Source organism: Enterobacter cloacae complex sp. S3 (genome assembly GCF_014930495.1).
GTDB lineage: Bacteria > Pseudomonadota > Gammaproteobacteria > Enterobacterales > Enterobacteriaceae > Enterobacter > Enterobacter asburiae_B.
On the sequence record NZ_JADBRD010000043.1, the window covers coordinates 1 to 21,156 of the forward strand.

19 protein-coding genes are annotated in these 21,156 nt (G+C 54.1%); 10 read left to right on the forward strand and 9 right to left on the reverse strand.

Annotation, left to right across the window (positions count from 1 at the left end; translation table 11 throughout):
* Positions 1-127: 127 nt before the first annotated feature.
* The gene (locus IM317_RS20720; protein ID WP_001514831.1) at positions 128-694 is read right to left on the reverse strand and encodes a DNA adenine methylase; all 567 of its coding nucleotides are present in this window, start codon (positions 692-694) and stop codon (positions 128-130) included.
* Between the two features lie 526 nt (positions 695-1,220).
* Between IM317_RS20720 and IM317_RS20725 the strand changes: the two genes are divergently transcribed.
* Together IM317_RS20725 and IM317_RS20730 are read left to right on the forward strand one after the other, a co-directional pair.
* Positions 1,221-2,585: an anti-phage deoxyguanosine triphosphatase gene (locus IM317_RS20725; protein WP_001514832.1), complete on the forward strand. Its 1,365-nt coding sequence runs from the start codon at positions 1,221-1,223 to the stop codon at positions 2,583-2,585.
* A gap of 656 nt (positions 2,586-3,241) precedes the next feature.
* Positions 3,242-3,487, forward strand: a complete 246-nt coding sequence (locus IM317_RS20730; RefSeq protein ID WP_001514834.1) for a hypothetical protein — start codon at positions 3,242-3,244, stop codon at positions 3,485-3,487.
* Positions 3,488-3,747: 260 nt separating this feature from the next.
* On the opposite strand, the gene IM317_RS20735 is transcribed toward IM317_RS20730, so the two are convergent.
* Complete coding sequence (locus IM317_RS20735; protein ID WP_008503385.1) at positions 3,748-4,029, reverse strand: YjcB family protein; 282 nt, start codon at positions 4,027-4,029, stop codon at positions 3,748-3,750.
* A 645-nt stretch (positions 4,030-4,674) separates the two neighbouring features.
* Here IM317_RS20735 and IM317_RS20740 point away from each other — a divergent pair.
* A complete protein-coding gene (locus IM317_RS20740) occupies positions 4,675-6,240 on the forward strand; it encodes an EAL domain-containing protein (protein WP_029740210.1) in 1,566 nt (521 codons plus the stop codon).
* Between the two features lie 6 nt (positions 6,241-6,246).
* Here IM317_RS20740 and soxS read toward each other — a convergent pair whose 3' ends face one another.
* Complete coding sequence (soxS, locus tag IM317_RS20745; RefSeq protein WP_013095071.1) at positions 6,247-6,573, reverse strand: superoxide response transcriptional regulator SoxS; 327 nt, start codon at positions 6,571-6,573, stop codon at positions 6,247-6,249.
* Positions 6,574-6,671: 98 nt separating this feature from the next.
* Between soxS and soxR the strand changes: the two genes are divergently transcribed.
* The 4 genes from soxR (at position 6,672) to IM317_RS20765 (ending at position 11,611) form a co-directional block, all read left to right on the forward strand.
* A complete protein-coding gene (gene soxR / locus IM317_RS20750; RefSeq protein ID WP_023331806.1) occupies positions 6,672-7,130 on the forward strand; it encodes a redox-sensitive transcriptional activator SoxR in 459 nt (152 codons plus the stop codon).
* Between the two features lie 368 nt (positions 7,131-7,498).
* Positions 7,499-8,170, forward strand: a complete 672-nt coding sequence (locus tag IM317_RS20755) for a glutathione S-transferase family protein (RefSeq protein WP_033144416.1) — start codon at positions 7,499-7,501, stop codon at positions 8,168-8,170.
* 294 nt (positions 8,171-8,464) lie between these two features.
* Positions 8,465-9,814 (forward strand): guanine/hypoxanthine transporter GhxP, encoded by a 1,350-nt coding sequence (gene ghxP / locus IM317_RS20760; RefSeq protein ID WP_023310059.1) that lies wholly within the window; start codon positions 8,465-8,467, stop codon positions 9,812-9,814.
* Positions 9,815-9,964: 150 nt separating this feature from the next.
* Positions 9,965-11,611: a Na+/H+ antiporter gene (locus tag IM317_RS20765; RefSeq protein ID WP_033144417.1), complete on the forward strand. Its 1,647-nt coding sequence runs from the start codon at positions 9,965-9,967 to the stop codon at positions 11,609-11,611.
* Between the two features lie 509 nt (positions 11,612-12,120).
* Here the strand turns inward: IM317_RS20765 and IM317_RS20770 are convergent.
* Positions 12,121-13,008, reverse strand: coding sequence for a LysR family transcriptional regulator (locus IM317_RS20770; RefSeq protein WP_023310061.1), 888 nt, complete (start codon positions 13,006-13,008; stop codon positions 12,121-12,123).
* Between the two features lie 102 nt (positions 13,009-13,110).
* Between IM317_RS20770 and IM317_RS20775 the strand changes: the two genes are divergently transcribed.
* Both IM317_RS20775 and IM317_RS20780 read left to right on the forward strand, forming a co-directional pair.
* Positions 13,111-13,521, forward strand: coding sequence for a CidA/LrgA family protein (locus IM317_RS20775; RefSeq protein ID WP_033144418.1), 411 nt, complete (start codon positions 13,111-13,113; stop codon positions 13,519-13,521).
* Complete coding sequence (locus IM317_RS20780) at positions 13,514-14,203, forward strand: LrgB family protein (RefSeq protein ID WP_023310063.1); 690 nt, start codon at positions 13,514-13,516, stop codon at positions 14,201-14,203. The genes IM317_RS20775 and IM317_RS20780 overlap by 8 nt, the downstream gene beginning before the upstream one ends.
* A 32-nt stretch (positions 14,204-14,235) precedes the next feature.
* Here the strand turns inward: IM317_RS20780 and actP are convergent, their stop codons facing one another.
* The 3 genes from actP to acs all read right to left on the reverse strand — a co-directional run bounded on the left by actP (position 14,236) and on the right by acs (position 18,290).
* Positions 14,236-15,885 (reverse strand): cation/acetate symporter ActP, encoded by a 1,650-nt coding sequence (gene actP, locus IM317_RS20785; RefSeq protein WP_033144419.1) that lies wholly within the window; start codon positions 15,883-15,885, stop codon positions 14,236-14,238.
* On the reverse strand, positions 15,882-16,196 hold the full coding sequence (locus IM317_RS20790; RefSeq protein ID WP_023310065.1) for a DUF485 domain-containing protein: 315 nt from the start codon (positions 16,194-16,196) through the stop codon (positions 15,882-15,884). The genes actP and IM317_RS20790 overlap by 4 nt, the downstream gene beginning before the upstream one ends.
* 135 nt (positions 16,197-16,331) lie before the next feature.
* On the reverse strand, positions 16,332-18,290 hold the full coding sequence (acs, locus tag IM317_RS20795) for an acetate--CoA ligase (RefSeq protein ID WP_033144420.1): 1,959 nt from the start codon (positions 18,288-18,290) through the stop codon (positions 16,332-16,334).
* Positions 18,291-18,713: 423 nt separating this feature from the next.
* Here acs and gltP point away from each other — a divergent pair, with 423 nt between their 5' ends.
* The gene (gene gltP / locus IM317_RS20800) at positions 18,714-20,027 is read left to right on the forward strand and encodes a glutamate/aspartate:proton symporter GltP (RefSeq protein ID WP_023310067.1); all 1,314 of its coding nucleotides are present in this window, start codon (positions 18,714-18,716) and stop codon (positions 20,025-20,027) included.
* A gap of 83 nt (positions 20,028-20,110) precedes the next feature.
* Here gltP and IM317_RS20805 read toward each other — a convergent pair whose 3' ends face one another.
* The gene (locus tag IM317_RS20805) at positions 20,111-20,785 is read right to left on the reverse strand and encodes a tetratricopeptide repeat protein (RefSeq protein WP_033144421.1); all 675 of its coding nucleotides are present in this window, start codon (positions 20,783-20,785) and stop codon (positions 20,111-20,113) included.
* A 121-nt stretch (positions 20,786-20,906) separates the two neighbouring features.
* Positions 20,907-21,059 carry a Hok/Gef family protein gene (locus IM317_RS20810; protein WP_032644722.1) on the reverse strand — a complete coding sequence of 51 codons (153 nt, stop codon included), beginning with the start codon at positions 21,057-21,059 and terminating at the stop codon, positions 20,907-20,909.
* Positions 21,060-21,156: the final 97 nt, after the last annotated feature.

Genomic DNA, 21,156 nt, shown 5'->3' on the forward strand with positions numbered 1-21,156 from the left:
CTAATCGTGGGGGCAGGTCAGAACGCCTCAATTCTTCCCCACCGAACTCCCGGCAGGATATCCTGTTCCGGAGCTGGAAAGTCAAGATTGATAATTGTCGGTCCAATGAAGACCGCTCCGCGCTGCGTCATACAGTCTCCAGACCATAAGTTGCGTTCAGCCAGTTGATCAGTTCGTTGCGCTCTGCGGGTTCCATTCGTTCTATGCGATCATAAAGCCGAGTGCGTCTGCGGGCCAGAGTCTGTCTTTCCCGATAACTGCTGCCCATGTATCGCGCGTCATGCAACCTGTCAGGAACATCAAAGTTCATCCATACGCATTCTTCACGCACGCTCGTATGAGTCTTGGCGTTAAATCGCTCGCAGCGCCATCCGCTCAGCATTTCGTCATAGATAGGATTTCCGTAACCGGATATCATGACCATGCAGGGCAACCTGGCAAGCACTTGCAGCAACCGGCGATGATCGTCATCTGAATATTCATGACGATAGATTTTGCTACGTTTACGCGTGCTATGAACATAGGGTGGGTCGGCGTAAACCAGTTCACTACCCTGATACGGAAACGTACTGAGATACGCTATAGCGTCATCCTGAATGAGTTCGCAGGGAATATCCCCGCCGCGCCATACATCAATAACCTGTTGGTCAATATCGATTCCAATATTACGGGCTGCTGGCCGTTTGTTGCGCATCACAGCTCCTCCACCAAGGTGGGTTTCAATATATGTCTCGTGCACTGGCATCAGGTTGATGAGTCTCTGATAGCACTTGCCTTTACCACCGGGATATCTCATGCGCTAATCATCGTCATTTCTGACGATGATGTCAATTACAATCGGTATTGGTGTACGCGCTCCTTTACTACAAGGTACATAATCAATAACTTGATAGTTCGTTTTTTGTAAACTCTATTGCATAGCTGTTCGCACTAACGCATAGCAACGTGATGATTTAAAAAATATATTGTCTCGTTACAGGAATAGATGCGATAGATAATTTATTCTGCTCAATGATGGATGCGACGGATGCATTTTCACTTCCAGGGTGCAGCACGGACGAGCACTCGCCCGGAACTCTTTAACGATGATAAAACCTGGGTAGTTTGCTGGCACAGAGGATTCATTCCGAATAACAGGGACGAATCTCAGCCCCGGGTTTACATTTCTCACGTCTGCGCTTAAGCAGGCTGATTGCTATATTCTGCCCACAGGAGCCTGTATGACACGCAGCAAAGAACAGCTCTGGTCTGAACGTCAGGGGAACAATACCCGTAGGCCAGATGAAATAAGGTCGGAATACGAACGTGATCTTTCCCGACTAATCCACTCTTCCGCGTTCAGGCGATTACAGTCGAAGACACAGGTGCTGGGGCTGGGCGAGAGCGACTTCTACCGCACACGGCTGACTCACTCTATGGAGGTAGCGCAGATTGGCAGCGGCATCCTGTCTCAGCTGAATATACGCTATCCCGTTGGGGTAGCGGCTGAGGCGGAATTCCTGCCTCACCCAAGCCTTATGCAGGCTATCTGCCTTGCCCACGATATCGGCCATCCCCCCTTCGGTCATGGTGGTGAAGTTGCGCTTAACTACTGCATGAGAGCCTATGGAGGCTTTGAGGGTAACGGACAGACGCTGCGTATACTCACCCAATTGGATAAGTACACCGAGTCCAACGGGCTGGATCCGACGCGCAGGCTTATTCTAGGCGTGCTGAAATACCCGGCAAGCTACTCTGAGGTAGTCAACGAGAGCGCTTACGGCCAGCTAGAGTCAGGAAGCCGTGAATGGCTGTTTAAATCCTCCGGCTTTAAGCCCCCGAAATGCTATCTGGACTCCGAAGCGGATACTGTCAGCTTCGCACTCCAACCTTTTGATCATGATGATGCGCTGTTATTCAGATCCGGAAGAAAGACCACCGAGCCGGTTGAGCACAGGAAAACGAAATATAAAGCGCTGGACACAACGATTATGGACTTAGCGGATGAGATATCCTACTCACTCCATGATCTTGAGGACGCGATCTCACTGAGAATGATCGACAAAAGCATGTGGATGGACTACTTCAGTGACAAGTCGCATCTGTTTGAAGCATGTCAACGTAGCTCGTTTGACCTGACCGCTGAAGACGTAGCCGATAAGCTGTTCGGCAGAAGCTACCTTCGCAAGGAATGTATCGGAACGCTGGTTCATCTGATGATCACAAGTGTCACGCTTCAGGTGCAGCATCCTGATTTCAAGTGCGGAATGCTTCGCTATAAAGTGGCACTACCTGCTGAAGTCGAAGCCTTACGTGAGGCCATTTTCAGTCTGGTTGAGGACAAGGTTATCCGGCACGAAAACGTTCAGCTACTGGAGTTCAAAGGCCAGAAGTTGATTGTAGAGCTGTTCAATGTGCTGGCAAGCGACCCCACACGTTTTCTCCCGGCAGAGACGTGCAAGAAGTATAGAGAAGCTGAAAAAGCTGACGATAAAAAAATGCGGGTCATTAGCGACTATGTTTCAGGTATGACGGACGAGTACGCGACCCGGATGTATGAGAAAATCTTTGTTCCGCGCAAAGGATCAATCTTTGACAGACTCTGATGTTCCCCCTGCACATGGCAAAACCGTGAGCATGATGAATTAGAAGTTGGCACTGGCCCTGTTTTCAGGGGGGCTCAATCCTTATCAGTATTGTCGGGTTCTATGGCTTTTTTTGGGATAGCATAAGCTCTATTGCTAACTCAGCATACTGCGCGTCACTGGGCCAGAAAGTCACGGTTACTGAATAAGTGTCAGTTACAAAAAAAGCGGGGGTAGCACCCCGCTTTGGTATTTTTGGTAAGTAGCAACCCGGAGGCGGGAAGCTTTGCTTATCCTAACCTCAACTGCGCTATGTATACAAATTTTTGAGCCTTTCTGTAAGTTTGTGTAAATTTTCATTTGTTAAATGGTGATCGAACAGGAGGTTTTTGCACTGCAAGCCACTCCATTAAAAATCATTTTCCCACTACAGCACATCTGACTTTTTTCATCTGTTTTAAATTAAAATCATTTCTAATCAATTAGATACTATTTGATGCGGACGATGTGCTGTAGCGGGATGTATCAATTATCTATTAATAAAAGATAGTTGAATTATTTTTACTAATACTGATTAGTGCAATGATACTTACTAAATGGTTTGAAATAATGTAAGTTGTTGATATATAATCATAGTTATAGACATGATGTATGATGGTACTAGCGGGGGAGCTCTAATGATCCAGATAATTATTGAGAAATGCGGAGATAGCCCAGTATTCAAAATACCAGAAGCAATTATGGAAAAAGTTGGCTTCAGTATCGGCGATGCTATTGATATTGAAGCCAAAAATGGCTGTATCATTATTGGCCCAGCGGAACTGGTTAAATATTCCCTTGAAAATCTTATTGAGGGCATTTCTGAGGTTAATCTTCACAACAGAGTTGACTTCAGGCTGCCAATAGGCAAAGAGTTGCTCTGATTCTCTTTTAGACTAATTCCAGAAAATTGGAATGATTGCGGTGAGCAACAACCAAGAGAGGAAAGTAAAGTTTTTAGTCGTAATAAAGGCTATTTTTTACTATAAACTTCACATAGTTAATAAATTATCATATAACAATATGAAATTATTATATTTTTTGTTTTGTTTTCCACTATCAGGTAATTAGAACCCTTTTGATTTCCGCGTGCTGAAAACAAAAAACCCAGACTAGCATCTGGGTTTTTTTATTCCGGAAGGGATCAGGTAATCACCATCGGCCAGTCTGGCGGCGTATGGCTCATCGCCTCAACCATCACCACTTTAATGTTTTCCCAGACGGCAGCGATATCCAGCAGGGTGATGCCAAGCAGACCCGTTGCAAACCAGCAGGCCGCACCCAGCCCCAGCAGGGTGCTGATGACAGCAAGGCCCGCATAGTCAGATTTACGAAACTGAATGTTCAGCGTGCTGGCTAGAAACATCAGTACCGCACTCAACAAAGGCCAGCGCAGGAGAACCATGCTGGTAGTAATGGTTGCCATAAAACCCATCCTCTATAAAACAGACGAACTGAATGAAACGGTGTTTCTCGTTACAAAATATGTGTGAACTATATCACATTTGTTGATTTATTCGCCAGTATCTGTGCGATCAAAAAAGAGGATTTTATTCCTCAGAAAAGGCGATTGTGCGGGCTGGTCCTGCCTTCGGCGCATGAGGAGGCGGACCCACAGCGTGCCGAAAACGCGCTTCGGGCAAGTGGGGATAGCGCAAATTCGTTTTTTATAAGAGGGGCATTATTCTCCGCCAATACTCAAAATATTGTGGTGTAGGCTGACTATTTATAAATCAACGGACACAATGCCTCAGAGCAAATAGCATAAAACGTCATGATGAAATTGTACTTTTTTCATGCTGTCAGACGTTTGGCTTAATCAACGATTGTCTGTTGTGTTATCTTCCCGTCTGCCTGACGGGCTGGATAATTATTTTCCTTAATTGAAACGGAACGAATACTTACAGTTTAACTTACGGGAAAATATTATCGGCATAACGAAATTTAAGATTTTTAATACTAAAAGTCAGTTGCTAACTTCGCATGATTCATGCAACGTAATCACCTGTTTAACAAAGCATCCGGCCTTAAGTACTACAGGCGTACAACATGCAGGGATATAGGGCGGGAAATGAATCGTAGCGCGCGGCGCAAAATGCTCAGGGTGGTAGGGATCATCATGGTAGTTATGCTGCCGGTGATGCTTGCGCTATGGTTTGCCCAACTGCGTGCCGTGTCTGAAACAAGCGCCCAGCTACGCACATTTGCTGAACTGGCTTTAGACAAAACAGAGCTGGTTATTCAACAGGTTGAGCTTGCCAGGGACGAGGCGGTAAAATATCAGGGCGAGCTTTGCACGCCGGGACACCGTCAATATATGCTGAACGTTGTTCGTGGCCGCCTGTTTGTCGCCGATTTAATTTACGCTGAAGGTCAGAATTTTCTTTGTTCGACCGTTTTTACACCGGATCACCCCTACGCCATTCCTGTCGCTAATTACACGCGCAAACCTGACGTCGCTATCTATTATTATCGCGATACCCCATTTTATACTGGCTATAAAATGACATATATGCAGCGCGGAAATTATGTGGTGGTCGTCAATCCGCTTTCATACAGCGAAGTCATGTCCGCGGATCATTCTCTCTCCTGGGGTGTGTACGACACGGTAACCAATGCTTTCTTTTCCGTCAGCCAGAAAGCCAATGTTTCTTTATTAAATTCGATGATTCGGGATAAGGAATCGGTATTTCAAAAAGATAACCGCTTTTATACGATCGTAACATCTCCCAAAAGACCGATTGCGGCCATTGTCTCGACATCAAATAAACGCTTTTATGAAACGCTTTATCACCAGGCGACGTTGACGCTACCGCTGGGCATGATCTGCAGCATTATTATTTTGCTGGTATGGTCGCGTACCCATCGTGAGCTCAATTCGCCGGGGCGCTTACTGCACCGGGCGCTGAACAAACGACAGCTTTGCGTTCACTATCAGCCGATTATTGATATTAAGAATAACCAGTGCGTGGGCGCGGAGGCGCTGTTACGCTGGCCTGGCTTTAACGGCCAGGTGATGAGCCCGGCAGAGTTTATTCCGCTGGCGGAAAATGAGGGGATGAGCGAGCGGATTACGGACTATGTCGTTGAGGAGGTGTTCAACGATCTGGGCCATTTCCTGGCCGAGCATCCGCATCTCTATATTTCGATTAACCTGTCGGCCACGGATTTCCACTCCTCGCGGCTGATCGCCATGATTTCCGACAAGGCCCGCCACTACGCCGTCCGTGCGCAGCAAATCAAAATAGAAGTGACGGAACGCGGTTTTATCGATGTGCCAAAAACCACCCCGGTGATTCAGGCTTTCCGTCAGGCGGGTTATGAAGTCGCGATCGATGATTTTGGTACCGGCTACTCGAATCTGCACAACCTCTACTCGCTGAACGTGGATATTCTGAAAATCGATAAATCGTTTATCGATACCTTAACGACCAACAGTACCAGCCACCTGATCGCCGAGCATATTATCGAGATGGCGCAAAGCCTGCGGCTGAAAACCATTGCGGAAGGGGTAGAGACGGCAGAGCAGGTGAGCTGGCTGTTGAAGCGCGGCGTCCAGTTTTGTCAGGGATGGCACTTCGCGAAAGCGATGCCGCCCCAGGAATTTATGACCTGGCAGCAGCAGCCTTTGCACTGAGGGTGATTAATTCAACTGGTGGCGATAGTCGCTCGGCGTGCGGTCAAACTCGCGGCGAAACACGCGGGAAAAGGTTTGTTGCGACACATAGCCAAGGTCCATCGCGATATCAAAAATGGGCCGCTGCGTTGAGCGTAGCGCCTGCGCCGCCAGCAGCAGTCTGCGCTGGCGAATGTACTCACCCAGCGTCTGATGCATGACCGTGCGGAACATTCTCTGTAAATACCATTTCGAATAGCCCGACTTTTTAGCGACCACATCAATGTTCAACGGTTGGTCGATATGTTCATCAATCCATTCAATAAGCGTCTGAATAATCTGCTGATGCGACATAAGGTTGCCCCTCTGTAGATACAACTATCTCGGTTAATTCGTCGTTTTCTCTGCGGGCGAGTATAATTCCTCAAGTTAACTTGAGGTAAAGAGGTTTTATGGAAAAGAGATTGCCGCGCATTAAAGCGCTGTTAACCCCCGGTGAAGTGGCGAAGCGAAGCGGCGTTGCGGTATCCGCGCTCCACTTCTATGAAAGCAAAGGGTTAATTAAAAGCATCCGCAACGGGGGCAACCAGCGTCGCTATACCCGCGACGTGCTCCGCTACGTGGCGATTATCAAAATTGCGCAACGAATCGGAATTCCCCTGGCCACGATCGGTGAGGCGTTTGGCGTGCTGCCGGAAGGGCATACGCTGAGCCCGAAAGAGTGGAAAGAGCTGTCGTCCCAGTGGCGTGAAGAGCTGGACCGGCGTATTCATACGCTGGTCGCGCTGCGTGACGAGCTGGATGGCTGCATCGGCTGCGGCTGCCTGTCGCGTAGCGATTGTCCGTTGCGTAACCCCGGCGACAGGCTGGGCGAGCAGGGGACGGGGGCGCGGTTGCTGGAAGAGGATTGAGATTGTGCGGCCGGTTTGCCGGGTGGCGGCTGCGCCTTACCCGGCCTACAAAACCGGGAACGTAGGCCGGGTAAGCGAAGCGCCACCCGGCAAAAGCATTATAAAGAACTAAAGCGCCACATAAGGGCGCTTTAGTTTTTCCCGGTCTTTGTCTTTCACTCTATCCCGCTGGTTCACGGGAGGGTTTCCCCCGACATCAGCACCCCTCAGTGTCGAGCTGGTTGGGGAGGTTCCGGATTGTGCTGACACTTTAATTCTATGCAAGACCCGTTTTTTCGCCAGCCTCACCGACCGTTATTTAGACGAATTTTTTTCGCGGTGTTGTTCAATTTTCTATAGTTAAAAAGTATGAATAACAGGAGAAAACCATGCTCACGGTACACCACCTTAACCAGTCGCGCTCGCACCGCGCGATCTGGGCGCTGGAAGAACTCGGCCTGCCTTATGAGATCGTCCACTACCAGCGCGAAAAGAACATGCTGGCGCCGGAGGCTCTCAAAAAGGTGCATCCGTTGGGCAAATCGCCGGTCATCGAAGATAACGGGCTGATCCTTGCGGAGTCTGGCGCCATTCTGGAATATCTGCAGGAAACATACGATGCCGAGTCACGCCTTAAGCCTTTAGATCCGGCGCATAAGGTGCAATACCGCTTCTGGCTGCATTACGCCGAAGGATCGCTGATGCCGCTTCTGTTAATGAAGCTGGTCTTCAACAGCCTCGGCAAGCCGCCGGTGCCGTTTGGTATCAGAACCCTGGGCAAAGCGCTGGGGCAGGGGGTGCAGAAAGCGTATCTCAACCGTCAGCTGGAAACCCATGCGCGCTTTATTGAGTCACATCTTGCCGAAAACAGCTGGTTTGCCGGGGATTCGCTCAGCATGGCCGATATCCAGATGAGCTTCCCGATCTTTGCGCTGCTGGCGCGCGGCGGTATCGCTAATCTGCCGCATATTCAGGCGTGGAAGACAAAAGTTGAGAACACCCCAGGCTGGCAAAGAACCCTGGAACAGGGGGGACCGTTATCTATCCCGGGCGAGGACTGAAATGTAAACAAATTGCGCATAGACGATAACGTTTGCGCATCCTCTGTTTATTTCTTCAGCGTCATAAGGGAATTTTAGCGAAAAACGAGAAAGTTCAGTTGAAAAGGGCGGGGATTACGCTAGATAATCGTTTGCCTTAATTTGACCACCCGTTTGTAAGCGCGGAGCTAAACGTTTGCTTTTTTTGTGACGCCCTTTCGTCACAAACGCAACACAAGGATTTGACGTTCAGCTGGCAGTGGCGTCTCCACCTCGCTTACGGACTTCCTAAAAAACTCTCAGGGGATGTTTTCTATGTCTACGCCATCTGCGCGTACTGGCGGTTCACTTGACGCCATGTTTAAAATTTCGGCCCGCGGCAGCACCGTGCGCCAGGAAATTGTTGCCGGTTTGACAACGTTTCTGGCGATGGTTTATTCCGTCATCGTTGTGCCGGGCATGCTGGGCAAAGCAGGCTTCCCGCCAGCGGCTGTCTTTGTGGCGACCTGTCTTGTGGCCGGCGTGGGCTCCATCGTGATGGGTCTGTGGGCGAACCTGCCGCTGGCGATTGGTTGCGCCATCTCTCTGACCGCGTTTACCGCGTTCAGCCTGGTGCTGGGTCAGCACATCAGCGTACCGGTTGCGCTGGGTGCCGTGTTCCTGATGGGTGTGCTGTTTACCGTGATTTCAGCGACCGGCATCCGTAGCTGGATTTTGCGCAACCTGCCGCAGGGCGTGGCGCACGGTACCGGTATCGGTATCGGCCTGTTCCTGTTGCTGATCGCCGCCAACGGCGTTGGTCTGGTCATCAAGAACCCGCTGGACGGTCTGCCGGTAGCGCTGGGCCACTTCGCCAGCTTCCCGGTGATCATGTCGCTGATCGGTCTGGCGGTGATTATCGGTCTGGAAAAACTGAAAGTCCCGGGCGGCATTCTGCTGACCATTATCGGCGTTTCTATTGTCGGCCTGATTTTCGATCCAACCGTACACTTCTCCGGTATCTTCGCCATGCCGTCGCTGAGCGATGACAAAGGCAACTCCCTGATTGGCAGCCTGGATATCGTTGGCGCGCTGAACCCGGTGATCCTGCCAAGCGTGCTGGCGCTGGTCATGACCGCCGTGTTTGACGCGACCGGTACCATTCGTGCGGTGGCCGGTCAGGCGAACCTGCTGGATAAGGACGGTCAGATTATTGATGGCGGCAAAGCGCTGACCACTGACTCCCTGAGCAGCGTCTTCTCCGGCCTGGTGGGCGCGGCGCCTGCGGCGGTGTACATCGAGTCCGCAGCGGGTACGGCGGCAGGCGGTAAAACCGGCCTGACGGCGATCACCGTCGGCGTGCTGTTCATGCTGATCCTGTTCCTCTCTCCGCTCTCCTATCTGGTTCCGGCGTATGCGACCGCGCCAGCGCTGATGTACGTTGGCCTGCTGATGCTGAGCAACGTGGCGAAAATCGACTTTGCGGACTTCGTGGACGCGATGTCTGGCCTGATTACCGCGGTCTTCATCGTCCTGACCTGTAACATCGTGACCGGCATTATGATCGGCTTCGCGTCGCTGGTGATTGGTCGTCTGGTCTCCGGTGAATGGCGCAAGCTGAACGTTGGCACCGTGATTATCGCCGTTGCGCTGGTGGCGTTCTACGCGGGCGGCTGGGCAATCTAAGTTGTCCATTGATGCGAAAACGGGTGGCTCAGGCCGCCCGTTTTTATTTTCAGGACTCATCCTGTTGCCTTTTGCGTTACTCTGGAGAAGATAGAATAAAAGGCACGACGCCTTCCGGAGTACATAAGCAACACAGCAAACAGGGAACGCATGGAAATCTTCTTCACAATACTCATCATGACCCTTGTGGTCTCGCTATCCGGGGTGGTTACACGCGTACTGCCCTTTCAGGTCCCCCTGCCATTAATGCAAATTGCCATCGGCGCGCTGCTGGCGTGGCCGACGTTTGGCCTGCACGTGGAATTTGACCCCGAACTGTTCCTCGTGCTGTTTATCCCGCCGCTGCTGTTTGCCGATGGCTGGAAAACGCCCACCCGCGAATTCCTTGAGCACGGGCGCGAGATCTTCGGCCTGGCGCTGGCGCTGGTGGTGGTCACCGTCGTCGGGATTGGTTTTCTGATCTACTGGGCGGTACCGGGTATTCCATTAATACCGGCTTTTGCGCTGGCCGCCGTGCTGTCGCCAACCGATGCCGTGGCGCTGTCTGGCATTGTGGGTGAAGGCCGTATTCCGAAGAAAATCATGGGGATTTTACAGGGTGAGGCGCTGATGAACGACGCCTCCGGCCTGGTCGCCCTGAAGTTTGCCGTGGCCGTTGCGATGGGCACGATGGTCTTTACCATCGGCGGCGCAACCCTTGAATTCTTCAAGGTGGCGATTGGCGGTATTCTGGCGGGCTTCGTGGTGAGCTGGCTGTACGGCCGCTCATTGCGCTTCCTCAGCCGCTGGGGCGGCGATGAGCCCGCAACGCAGATCGTACTGCTGTTCCTGCTGCCGTTTGCCTCTTATCTGATTGCCGAACATATCGGCGTGTCGGGCATTCTGGCTGCGGTTGCGGCGGGGATGACCATCACCCGTTCCGGCGTAATGCGTCGCGCGCCGCTGGCCATGCGTCTGCGTGCCAACAGCACCTGGGCCATGCTGGAATTTGTCTTTAACGGCATGGTGTTCCTGCTGTTGGGCCTGCAGCTGCCGGGCATTATGGAATCCTCGCTGGTGGCGGCGGAGGCCGATCCGAACGTTGAGGTCTGGATGCTGTTTACCGACATCGTGCTGATCTACATGGCGCTGATGCTGGTGCGTTTCGGCTGGCTGTGGACGATGAAAAACTTCAGCGTACGTTTCCTGAAGAAAAAGCCGATGGAGTTCGGCTCGTGGACAACGCGTGAGCTGCTGATCGCCTCTTTTGCGGGCGTACGCGGGGCGATCACCCTTGCCGGTGTGCTCTCCATTCCGCTGCTGCTGCCCACGGGCGACGTCTTCCCGGCGCGCTACGAGCTGGTCTTCCTGGCGGCGGGCGTGATTCTGTTCTCCCTGTTTGTCGGCGTGATTATGCTGCCGATTTTACTCCAGCATATTGATGCCGGTGATTCGACTCAGCAGCATAAAGAGGAGCGTATTGCCCGGGCGGCCACCGCCGAAGTAGCAATTGTCGCGATTCAGAAGATGGAAGAGCGTCTGGCCGCGGATGCGGAAGAGAACATCGATAATCAGCTGCTGACGGAGGTCAGTTCCCGCGTGATTGGTAACCTGCGCCGCCGCGCGGACGGGCGTAACGATGTGGAAAGCTCGCTGCAGGAGGAAAACCTGGAGCGTCGGTTCCGCCTGGCGGCGCTGCGCTCAGAGCGCGCCGAGCTGTACCATCTGCGCGCCACGCGGCAGATCAGCAACGAAACGCTGCAAAAGCTGCTGCACGATCTGGACCTGCTGGAAGCGCTGTTGATAGAGAATCAGTAGCGCTGTTTTTGCCCGGTGGCGCTGCGCTTACCGGGCCTGCGTGCTCGATCGGTTCCCTCTCCTTGTGGGCTGAGGGTTTCCCACAAAATAATGCCTGCACGGACGACCCCCTCTCCCTTGAGGGAGAGGGCTGGGGTGAGGGGGAACATACGGCTGTGGAGGTCATTCCGTTCACTTTATGTTCCTTGCTACTCTGTAACGACATGACCGGTGAACGTGCCAGGGTGGCTCAATCGCCACCACCCTGGCGACCCGGGCTCCCGGCGGTAAATCGCCGCTTCGCGGTGCCCTCAGCTTATTCCTTCAGGCTATCGGGTCGGGCATGAGCCTGCATCCCTGCAGGCCACGCCCTCTCGGCGCATCCCTGCGCCTCGCCCCGGCCTTACGGAAACGCTTCGGCGATTTACAGCCGGACCAGGGTGTCGCTGTAAGTCATTAATTTTGCAGAAGAAGTTTTCATCGCTTCAGGTGAAAAATTACTGGGGATTCCTCAGCCCTGTGGGAGAGGGTTAGGGTGAGGGCACCCAAAACCCCTCACAACACTGCAGCCACGCCTGCGCGCTCTGCGATAAATACACCCCTTCGCGCCAGATCATCCCCAGCTGCCAGTGCAGGTCGCTCTCCAGCGGGATCCAGCGCAGCGTGTTTTTATCCAGCCGCTCGCAAATTGGCTGCGGCAGAATGGCAATCCCCACGCCGGCCTGTACCATCGCCGCCAGGAAATCCCACTGTCCGCTGCGCACCGCTATGCGCGGCTTGACGTTATGCTGGTTAAACAGCGTCATCAGCTGGCGGCTGAGGGCGAAGTCTTCGTTGTAGATCAGCAGAGGGTGCTCGCCGAGCAGTTCAGGTCTCACCGAGTCTAACTTCAGCCAGTCGCCGGAGCGGGGAACCAGCACGCACAGCGGGTGGCTAAAGAGCGGAAGCGTTGCCAGACCGCTCTCTTCCTCAACGGGGAGGGCGGTCATTGCCACGTCGAGCTCGCCGTTGGTGACGGCCTGCTGGACGGTTAACCCACCAAACTCCGAAATCTTCAGCTCAACGCCGGGATAACGCTGGCGAAACAGGCTAATCGGCCCGGCCATCATCATCCCCACCATGGGCGGAATGCCGAGGCGAAGCACACCTTTCTTCAGATGATTGATATCGCCCAGCTCTGCTTCCAGCTGGCGAAACTCCGCCAGAATCGCCAGCCCGCGTTCGAATACCACGCGTCCGGTGTCGGTCAGCAACAGCTTGCGCCCGTCGCGGATCAGCAGGGTACAGTTCAGTTCATCTTCGAGGTTTTTCAGCATTTTGCTGATGGTGGGCTGGGTAACAAACAACTTCTCCGCTGCGCGGGTAAAACTTTGCTGACGAACCACTTCGACAAAATAGCGCAGCGTTCTTATGTCCATGATTATTCCTCGAAACTATACCTTTGATGATTTTAATTCATTTCAGTCCATACCGTGCGCTCTCTATACTGGCGCCTCGTCTCATTTTTGAGGAAAACCCCCATGGCCGTGGCGTTAAGCCGTGTTACGCCTGCCGTTGTGCAACGACTCCAGGTCCCGGTGCAGGTACTGCTCTACGCGGGACTGTTTGTTTTCGCGGAATATCTTGTCGGCTGGCTGCATCTGCCGCTGCCCGCCAATCTTGTCGGGATGCTGCTAATGCTGACGCTTATTCTGTGCCGCGTGATCCCCCTTAACTGGGTGCGCGCCGGGGCGCGCTGGCTGCTGGCGGAGATGCTGCTGTTCTTTGTTCCGGCGGTGGTGGCGGTGGTGAACTATGCGCAGCTGCTGATGATGGACGGCTGGCGAATCTTTGCGGTTATCGCGCTGAGTACGCTGATGGTGCTGGGGGCAACCGCCTGGGTGGTGGATAAAGTGTATCGCTTTGAAATCAGCAGGCACAAACATGACTAATTTTCAGATCAGCGTCTTGTGCCTGATTGCGACGCTGGCGATCTACTTTGCCAACAAGCGGCTGTATCGCCGCTTTCATGCCCTGCCGCTGATGCCGCTGGTCTTTACGCCGATCCTGCTGGTGCTGATGCTGGTCTTCGGCCACATCTCCTGGCAAAACTACATTGGCGAATCCCACTGGCTGCTGTGGCTGCTCGGCCCGGCGACCATCGCTTTTGCCGTCCCCGTTTACGACAACCTGGCGATTATCAAACGCCACTGGATGTCGCTCAGCGCGGGCGTCATCACCGCCACGGTGGTGGCGGTGTGCAGCTCCGTCTGGCTGGCGCGGCTGTTTACGCTGCCCGATGAAATTCAGCGCAGCCTGGCGGTGCGTTCGGTAACCACGCCGTTTGCGCTGGCGGCCGCTAAACCGCTCGGCGGGCAGCCGGATCTGGTGGCGCTGTTTGTGGTGGTGACGGGCGTCTTTGGGATGGCCGTCGGCGATATGCTCTTTCTGCGGCTTTCTATCCGGGAAGGGATGGCGAAAGGCGCGGGGTTTGGCGCGGCGTCGCACGGGGCGGGTACGGCACGTTCGTATGAGCTGGGGCAGCAGGAGGGCGTTGTCGCGAGCCTGGTGATGATGCTCTCAGGCGTAGTGATGGTGCTGATTGCGCCGCTGGTGGCGTGGGTGATGTTTTAAGCTCCCCGGCCAGAATGACCGGGGAGAAAGGCTTAGTGCGCGCGGCCCTGCTCAACGCCCAGGCCGGTTTGAGAACGGATGAACTGGGCGCGGAATTTCTCTCGCTCCAGGTTACCCTCCGGCGAATTGTCGGTGGCCGAGAAGAACCAGATGCCGATAAACGCCACGGCGATAGAGAACAGCGCCGGGTATTCATACGGGAAGATAGCGCTTGCGTGACCGAGGATCTGCACCCAGATGGTCGGGCCCAGAATCATCAGGATCACCGCCGTCAGCAGCCCCAGCCAGCCGCCAATCATCGCGCCGCGCGTGGTCAGCTTCGACCAGTACATGGAGAGCAGGATGATCGGGAAGTTACAGCTTGCCGCAATCGAGAAGGCCAGCCCCACCATAAAGGCGATGTTCTGCTTCTCAAACAGAATGCCTAACAGAATCGCCACCACGCCCAGCACCAGCACGGTGATTTTCGAGACCTTCAGCTCGTCGCGCTCGCTCGCGCCTTTGCGGATAACGTTGGCGTAGAGGTCATGCGACACCGCAGACGCGCCGGCGAGCGTCAGCCCTGCAACCACCGCAAGAATGGTGGCGAAGGCCACGGCGGAGATAAAGCCGAGGAACAGGTTACCGCCCACCGCGTCCGCCAGATGCACCGCCGCCATGTTGTTACCGCCAATCAGCGCGCCCGCCGCGTCTTTAAACGCCGGGTTCGCCCCCACCAGCATGATCGCGCCAAAGCCGATGATAAAGGTCAGGATGTAGAAGTAACCCATGAAACCGGTGGCGTAGAAGACGCTCTTGCGCGCTTCACGCGCATCGCTCACGGTGAAGAAGCGCATCAGGATATGCGGCAGGCCCGCGGTACCGAACATCAGGCCGAGACCAAGCGAGAGCGCGGATATCGGGTCTTTCACCAGCCCGCCCGGGCTCATGATCGCTTCCCCTTTCGGGTGGACCGCCATCGCCTCGGTGAACAGGTTATTGAAGCTGAATCCGACGTGCTTCATCACCATAAAGGCCATAAAGCTGGCGCCGAACAGCAGCAGGACGGCTTTGATGATCTGCACCCAGGTGGTTGCCAGCATGCCGCCGAACAGCACGTACATCACCATCAGCACGCCAACCAGCACCACCGCGACGTGGTAGTTCAGGCCGAACAGCAGTTCGATCAATTTACCCGCGCCGACCATCTGCGCAATCAGGTACAGCGCCACCACCACCAGCGAACCGCAGGCGGAGAGGGTGCGAATCGGCCCCTGCTTCAGGCGATAGGAGGCCACGTCAGCGAAGGTATAGCGGCCCAGGTTACGCAGGCGTTCGGCAATCAGGAACAGGATGATCGGCCAGCCGACGAGGAAGCCGAGGGAATAAATCAGGCCGTCATAGCCGGATGTATACACCAGCGCGGAGATCCCGAGGAACGAGGCGGCGGACATAAAGTCACCCGCAATCGCCAGCCCGTTCTGGAAGCCGGTAATGTTGCCGCCAGCGGTGTAGTAATCGTTACGGGAGCGCACGCGTTTCGACGCCCAGTAGGTGATGTACAGCGTCAGCAGGACGAAAATCAGGAACATCACAATGGCCTGCCAGTTGGTTGGCTGGCGCTGGACCTCGCCGGTAATGGCATCCGCCGCGTGGGCGGCAAAGGGAAGCGTGGCGGCGAGCGCCGTCAGAACTCTCTTCATGATGCTTTTACCTCTTGCAGTACCGCTTTATTAAGTCGATCGAATTCACCGTTCGCGCGCCAGACGTAGACGCCGGTCAGCAGGAATGAAATCACAATCACGCCAATGCCAATCGGAATACCTCGCGTCACGCTGGTCCCCTCGTGCAGCGGGGTGCCCAGCCAGTGCGGGGCAAAGGCGATCAGCAGAATAAAGCCGACGTAGATAACCAGCATGATGATGGAAAGGATGAAGGCAAACCGTTGCCGCTTATCGACGAGCTCCCTGTAGTGCGCACTATTCTCTATCTGCTGACAAATATCGTTATTCATCACAGAGTCTCCAAAGGTAAGGTAGGTTTGTTTTTAGTCACCTCTCCCTTTTGGGGAGAGGGTTAGGGTGAGGGGAGGAAGGTGCGGTCTGATGCCCTCACCCCAGCCCTCTCCCACAGGGAGAGGGAGAAAACACTAGGAAGGCATCGCGATGGCCTGCTTCTCTTCGAGCAGTTTTTCCACCACGCCAGGATCCGCGAGCGTTGAGGTATCACCGAGGTTGCTGGTGTCTCCAGCCGCGATTTTGCGCAAAATACGACGCATAATTTTGCCGGAACGGGTTTTCGGCAGCGAGTCGGTCCAGTGCAGCACGTCCGGCGTCGCCAGCGGGCCAATCTCTTTACGCACCCAGTTGCGCACCTCAGCGTAGAGCTCAGGCGACGGTTCTTCACCGTGGTTCAGAGTGACATAGGCGTAAATCGCCTGGCCTTTGATGTTGTGCGGAATGCCCACAACCGCCGCTTCGGCAATCTTCGGATGCGACACCAGCGCCGATTCAATCTCAGCGGTGCCCAGACGGTGGCCGGAGACGTTCAGCACGTCGTCCACGCGCCCGGTTATCCAGTAATAGCCGTCTTCGTCACGACGCGCGCCGTCGCCGCTGAAGTACATGTTTTTAAAGGTCGAGAAGTAGGTCTGCTCGAAGCGATCGTGATCGCCGAACAGGGTACGCGCCTGACCCGGCCAGGAATCTGTGATCACCAGGTTGCCTTCGGTGGCGCCTTCCAGCGGGTTGCCTTCGTTATCCACCAGCGCAGGCTGCACGCCGAAGAACGGACGGGTTGCGGAACCGGCCTTCAGCTGCGTGGCGCCCGGCATCGGAGTGATCATGAAGCCGCCGGTTTCGGTCTGCCACCAGGTGTCCATCACCGGGCATTTCTCGTTGCCGATTTTCTTCCAGTACCACTCCCAGGCTTCCGGGTTGATTGGCTCACCCACGGAACCGAGGATGCGCAATGAAGATCGGTCAGTGCCTTCGATGGCTTTATCGCCTTCCGCCATCAGTGCGCGGATCGCCGTTGGCGCGGTGTAGAGAATGTTGATCTGGTGTTTGTCGACCACCTGACACATACGCGCCGGGGTCGGCCAGTTTGGTACGCCCTCAAACATCAGCGTTGTTGCGCCACAGGCCAGCGGGCCGTACAGCAGATAGCTGTGTCCGGTAACCCAGCCCACGTCGGCGGTACACCAGTAGATGTCGCCCGGATGGTAGTCGAAGACGTATTTGAAGGTGGTGGCCGCATAGACCAGATAGCCGCCGGTGGTGTGCAGGACGCCTTTCGGCTTACCGGTGGAGCCGGAGGTATAAAGAATGAACAGCGGATCTTCTGCGTTCATCTCTTCCGGCTGATGCTGGTCGCTCGCGTTCTCAATCAGGTCGCTCCACCACAGGTCGCGCCCCTCGGTCCAGTCGATTTTGCCGCCGGTACGCTTAAGGACGATGACGTTACTGACCGTTTTGACGTTCGGGTTTTTCAGCGCTTCGTCGACGTTTTTCTTCAGTGGGATACCGCGTCCGGCGCGCACGCCTTCATCGGCGGTGATCACCAGTTTTGAACTGGAATCGACAATGCGGCCCGCTACCGCCTCTGGCGAGAACCCGCCGAAAATGACCGAGTGGATCGCGCCGATACGCGCGCAGGCCAGCATGGCCACCGCAGCTTCCGGCACCATCGGCATATAAATAGCGACTACATCGCCTTTTTTAATGCCCTTTTCCAGCAGGACGTTGGCGAAGCGGCACACGTCGCGGTGCAGCTCTTTGTACGTAATATGTTTGCTTTGCGAAGCGTCATCACCTTCCCAGATGATGGCCGTCTCATTCCCGCGCTCGGCGAGGTGACGATCGAGGCAGTTCGCCGCCAGGTTCAGGGTGCCATCTTCATACCATTTAATGGAGACATTGCCGGGCGCAAAGGAGGTGTTCTTCACCTTCTGATAAGGTTTGATCCAGTCAAGGATATGGCCCTGCTCACCCCAGAAGGTGTCCGGGGCGGTGATAGATTGCTGATATTTCTCGTGGTACTGCTCCGGGGTGATCAGGCAACGGTCCGCAATATTTGCGGGAATGTCGTGTTTATGTATTTGGCTCATGGCTTTTTTTCTCCTTGTAAGATGTTAATAATATGTCGCAAAAACGTTAATTGTAGGGGCTTTACAAGCTTTGTTTATTATTTGGGCTACAGATCACGCATTGTTTGAAGAGTATGAAAAATGAGCGAATGAAACTTTGAAGGAAAATAATTGATGCTGACGATTATTCACATTTATGTTTAAAAAAGCGTTTTTATAACAAAAGGTTATTTATCAGAATTAGAACAAACTCCCGTCATCGTCGCTTTTGTGAGTGAAACGCGTCGTTCTTTAAGGCTTGCGCAACAGGTCGCGCAAATGATACTCATACGCCGCGTTAAAAAATCCCATAAACCAACGCAACACAATTCATACCCTTTCAGTATGTCTCCCTGTTCATGCAGTTTGAGTGAACAAGGCGCTTCATTGAGGAAGTCAGTTTCTATGAAAAACGTTAAAGTCAGCCTTGCCTGGCAGATCTTAATCGCCCTTGTGCTGGGCATCTTGCTGGGCAGTTACCTCCACTATCATAGCGACAGCCGCGAATGGCTGATTGCGAACCTGCTTTCACCGGCAGGGGATATCTTTATTCATCTGATCAAGATGATTGTGGTGCCGATTGTGATCTCGACGCTGGTGGTCGGTATTGCGGGCGTCGGCGATGCGAAGCAGTTAGGCCGTATTGGTGCGAAAACCATTATCTATTTCGAAGTGATCACTACGGTTGCGATTATCCTCGGTATCACGCTGGCGAACGTGTTCCAGCCGGGGTCCGGGATCGATATGTCGCAGCTGGCAACGGTGGATATTTCGAAATACCAAAGTACGACCGCTGACGTGCAGAGCCATGCGCATGGCCTGATGGGCACTATCCTGTCGCTGGTGCCGACCAATATCGTGGCGTCGATGGCGAAGGGCGAGATGCTGCCTATCATCTTCTTCTCGGTGCTGTTTGGTCTGGGGCTCTCTTCCCTGCCGGCGACGCACCGTGAGCCGCTGGTGACCGTGTTCCGCTCTATCTCCGAAACCATGTTTAAAGTGACGCACATGGTGATGCGCTATGCGCCGGTAGGGGTGTTTGCGCTTATCGCGGTGACCGTGGCGAACTTCGGTTTTGCCTCCCTGTGGCCGCTGGCGAAGCTGGTGCTCCTGGTGCACTTCGCCATTCTGTTCTTCGCGCTGGTGGTGCTGGGGATCGTGGCGCGCCTGTGCGGGCTGAGCATCTGGATCCTGATTCGCATCCTGAAAGATGAGCTGATTCTGGCGTACTCCACGGCAAGTTCTGAGAGCGTGCTGCCGCGCATCATTGAGAAGATGGAAGCCTACGGCGCGCCTGCCTCTATTACCAGCTTCGTGGTACCGACCGGCTACTCCTTTAACCTGGACGGTTCGACGCTGTACCAGAGCATCGCCGCTATCTTTATTGCGCAGCTGTACGGCATTGACCTGTCGCTGTGGCAGGAAATCGTGCTGGTGCTGACGCTGATGGTGACGTCCAAAGGTATTGCAGGCGTTCCGGGCGTCTCCTTCGTGGTGCTGCTGGCGACGCTTGGCAGCGTCGGTATTCCGCTGGAAGGTCTGGCGTTTATCGCCGGTGTCGACCGTATCCTCGACATGGCGCGTACCGCGCTGAACGTGGTGGGGAATGCCCTGGCGGTGCTGGTTATCGCCAAGTGGGAACACAAATTCGATCGTAAAAAAGCGCTGGCGTATGAACGCGAGGTGCTGGGTCGTTTTGATAAGACGGCTGACCAGTAATGTTAAAAGCCGGGTGGCGGCTTCGCCTTACCCGGCCTACACAAGCCGTAGGCCCGATAAGCGCAGCGCCACCGGGCAATGCTTTACTCTCCGCTCAGCGCATCAAACTCTTCGCATCCCGTATCAAACCCTTCAGTGCAGCTCAGGTTCAACCAGTACAGCGCTTTCTGTTTATTGGGCGTGATAAAGCCTTTCTCACCCTGCCTGAACAACATCCCTGCCCAGTATTCGGAGTAGCCCGTGCGTGAAAGTGCCGAGCTCCGCTTGAACCACGAGGCGGCCTGCACGTCGTCCTGAACCACTTCAACGCCGTTGGCATAAATCAGCCCGAGCAGCATTTGCGCATCTACCGCAGAGTCGTTATCGATATCTTCGGCCGCCGTTTGCAGCAGTTTGATGGCCTGAGGATAGTCAGTTTTACCTGCCTGAGTGTTGACCAGCACGCGCGCCAGCATGATCGCGCCGCGTTTGCTGCCCGCGATGGTTGCCTGCTGCGCCAGTGCCTTAGCTTGCGCATAATTTCCCTGGGTAAAGAGGATTTGAGAGAGCAGCCCCATGGCGTCGACATCGCCACCTTTAGCGGCTTTCTCGGCCCACAGCGCGGCCTGCTTGCTGTCACCGGAGCTAAAGTATGTATCGGCCAAATAATACTGGGCACGGGCGTCACCCGCTTCAGCCTGTTCTTTGTACTGACTGCCAATCTCGTCGGCACGGACAAGCGATGTAAAAAGTAACAACAACAGAAAAATATGTTTCATGGGTTCTTATCATCGGGGTACACGCCGCGCAGTATAATCGCGGCGACAGAAGAAAAAAATGGGTGCATTAAGACCTCAGCATCCTGCAAGCCGGGCGGAACAGTGGTTCCGCCCGTAGAGGTTAGCCTGCGTTACAGGCTAATTTTGCCGCCACCTCCTGATGTTCACCCTTTATTGAAAACTCGCATAACTTACCTCGAGTAATAAAGGTAAAGATCACTATCGTCAGGCAAATAATAAAGACGATGCCTAACGCAGTTTTTAATGGCGTCATGCCTTTTACGCCTTGTCAAAAAAAGAATAAGAGGCTACTCTCAACTTGTCGGAGTTGAGGGAGAGTAGCCTCGGGTTGTACTGACCCCAAAAAGTTG

Excerpts from the sequence above, each read along its gene's own strand:
- IM317_RS20775 (WP_033144418.1), top strand. The coding sequence starts at position 13,111 with ATGGCCGTGGCGTTAAGCCGTGTTACGCCTGCCGTTGTGCAACGACTC.
- IM317_RS20790 (WP_023310065.1), bottom strand. The coding sequence starts at position 16,196 with ATGAATAACGATATTTGTCAGCAGATAGAGAATAGTGCGCACTACAGG.
- ghxP (WP_023310059.1), top strand. The coding sequence starts at position 8,465 with ATGTCTACGCCATCTGCGCGTACTGGCGGTTCACTTGACGCCATGTTT.
- soxR (WP_023331806.1), top strand. The coding sequence starts at position 6,672 with ATGGAAAAGAGATTGCCGCGCATTAAAGCGCTGTTAACCCCCGGTGAA.
- IM317_RS20720 (WP_001514831.1), bottom strand. The coding sequence starts at position 694 with ATGCGCAACAAACGGCCAGCAGCCCGTAATATTGGAATCGATATTGAC.
- acs (WP_033144420.1), bottom strand. The coding sequence starts at position 18,290 with ATGAGCCAAATACATAAACACGACATTCCCGCAAATATTGCGGACCGT.
- IM317_RS20770 (WP_023310061.1), bottom strand. The coding sequence starts at position 13,008 with ATGGACATAAGAACGCTGCGCTATTTTGTCGAAGTGGTTCGTCAGCAA.
- IM317_RS20730 (WP_001514834.1), top strand. The coding sequence starts at position 3,242 with ATGATCCAGATAATTATTGAGAAATGCGGAGATAGCCCAGTATTCAAA.
- gltP (WP_023310067.1), top strand. The coding sequence starts at position 18,714 with ATGAAAAACGTTAAAGTCAGCCTTGCCTGGCAGATCTTAATCGCCCTT.
- IM317_RS20805 (WP_033144421.1), bottom strand. The coding sequence starts at position 20,785 with ATGAAACATATTTTTCTGTTGTTGTTACTTTTTACATCGCTTGTCCGT.
- IM317_RS20735 (WP_008503385.1), bottom strand. The coding sequence starts at position 4,029 with ATGGCAACCATTACTACCAGCATGGTTCTCCTGCGCTGGCCTTTGTTG.
- IM317_RS20810 (WP_032644722.1), bottom strand. The coding sequence starts at position 21,059 with ATGACGCCATTAAAAACTGCGTTAGGCATCGTCTTTATTATTTGCCTG.
- soxS (WP_013095071.1), bottom strand. The coding sequence starts at position 6,573 with ATGTCGCATCAGCAGATTATTCAGACGCTTATTGAATGGATTGATGAA.
- IM317_RS20755 (WP_033144416.1), top strand. The coding sequence starts at position 7,499 with ATGCTCACGGTACACCACCTTAACCAGTCGCGCTCGCACCGCGCGATC.
- IM317_RS20780 (WP_023310063.1), top strand. The coding sequence starts at position 13,514 with ATGACTAATTTTCAGATCAGCGTCTTGTGCCTGATTGCGACGCTGGCG.
- IM317_RS20765 (WP_033144417.1), top strand. The coding sequence starts at position 9,965 with ATGGAAATCTTCTTCACAATACTCATCATGACCCTTGTGGTCTCGCTA.
- IM317_RS20740 (WP_029740210.1), top strand. The coding sequence starts at position 4,675 with ATGAATCGTAGCGCGCGGCGCAAAATGCTCAGGGTGGTAGGGATCATC.
- actP (WP_033144419.1), bottom strand. The coding sequence starts at position 15,885 with ATGAAGAGAGTTCTGACGGCGCTCGCCGCCACGCTTCCCTTTGCCGCC.
- IM317_RS20725 (WP_001514832.1), top strand. The coding sequence starts at position 1,221 with ATGACACGCAGCAAAGAACAGCTCTGGTCTGAACGTCAGGGGAACAAT.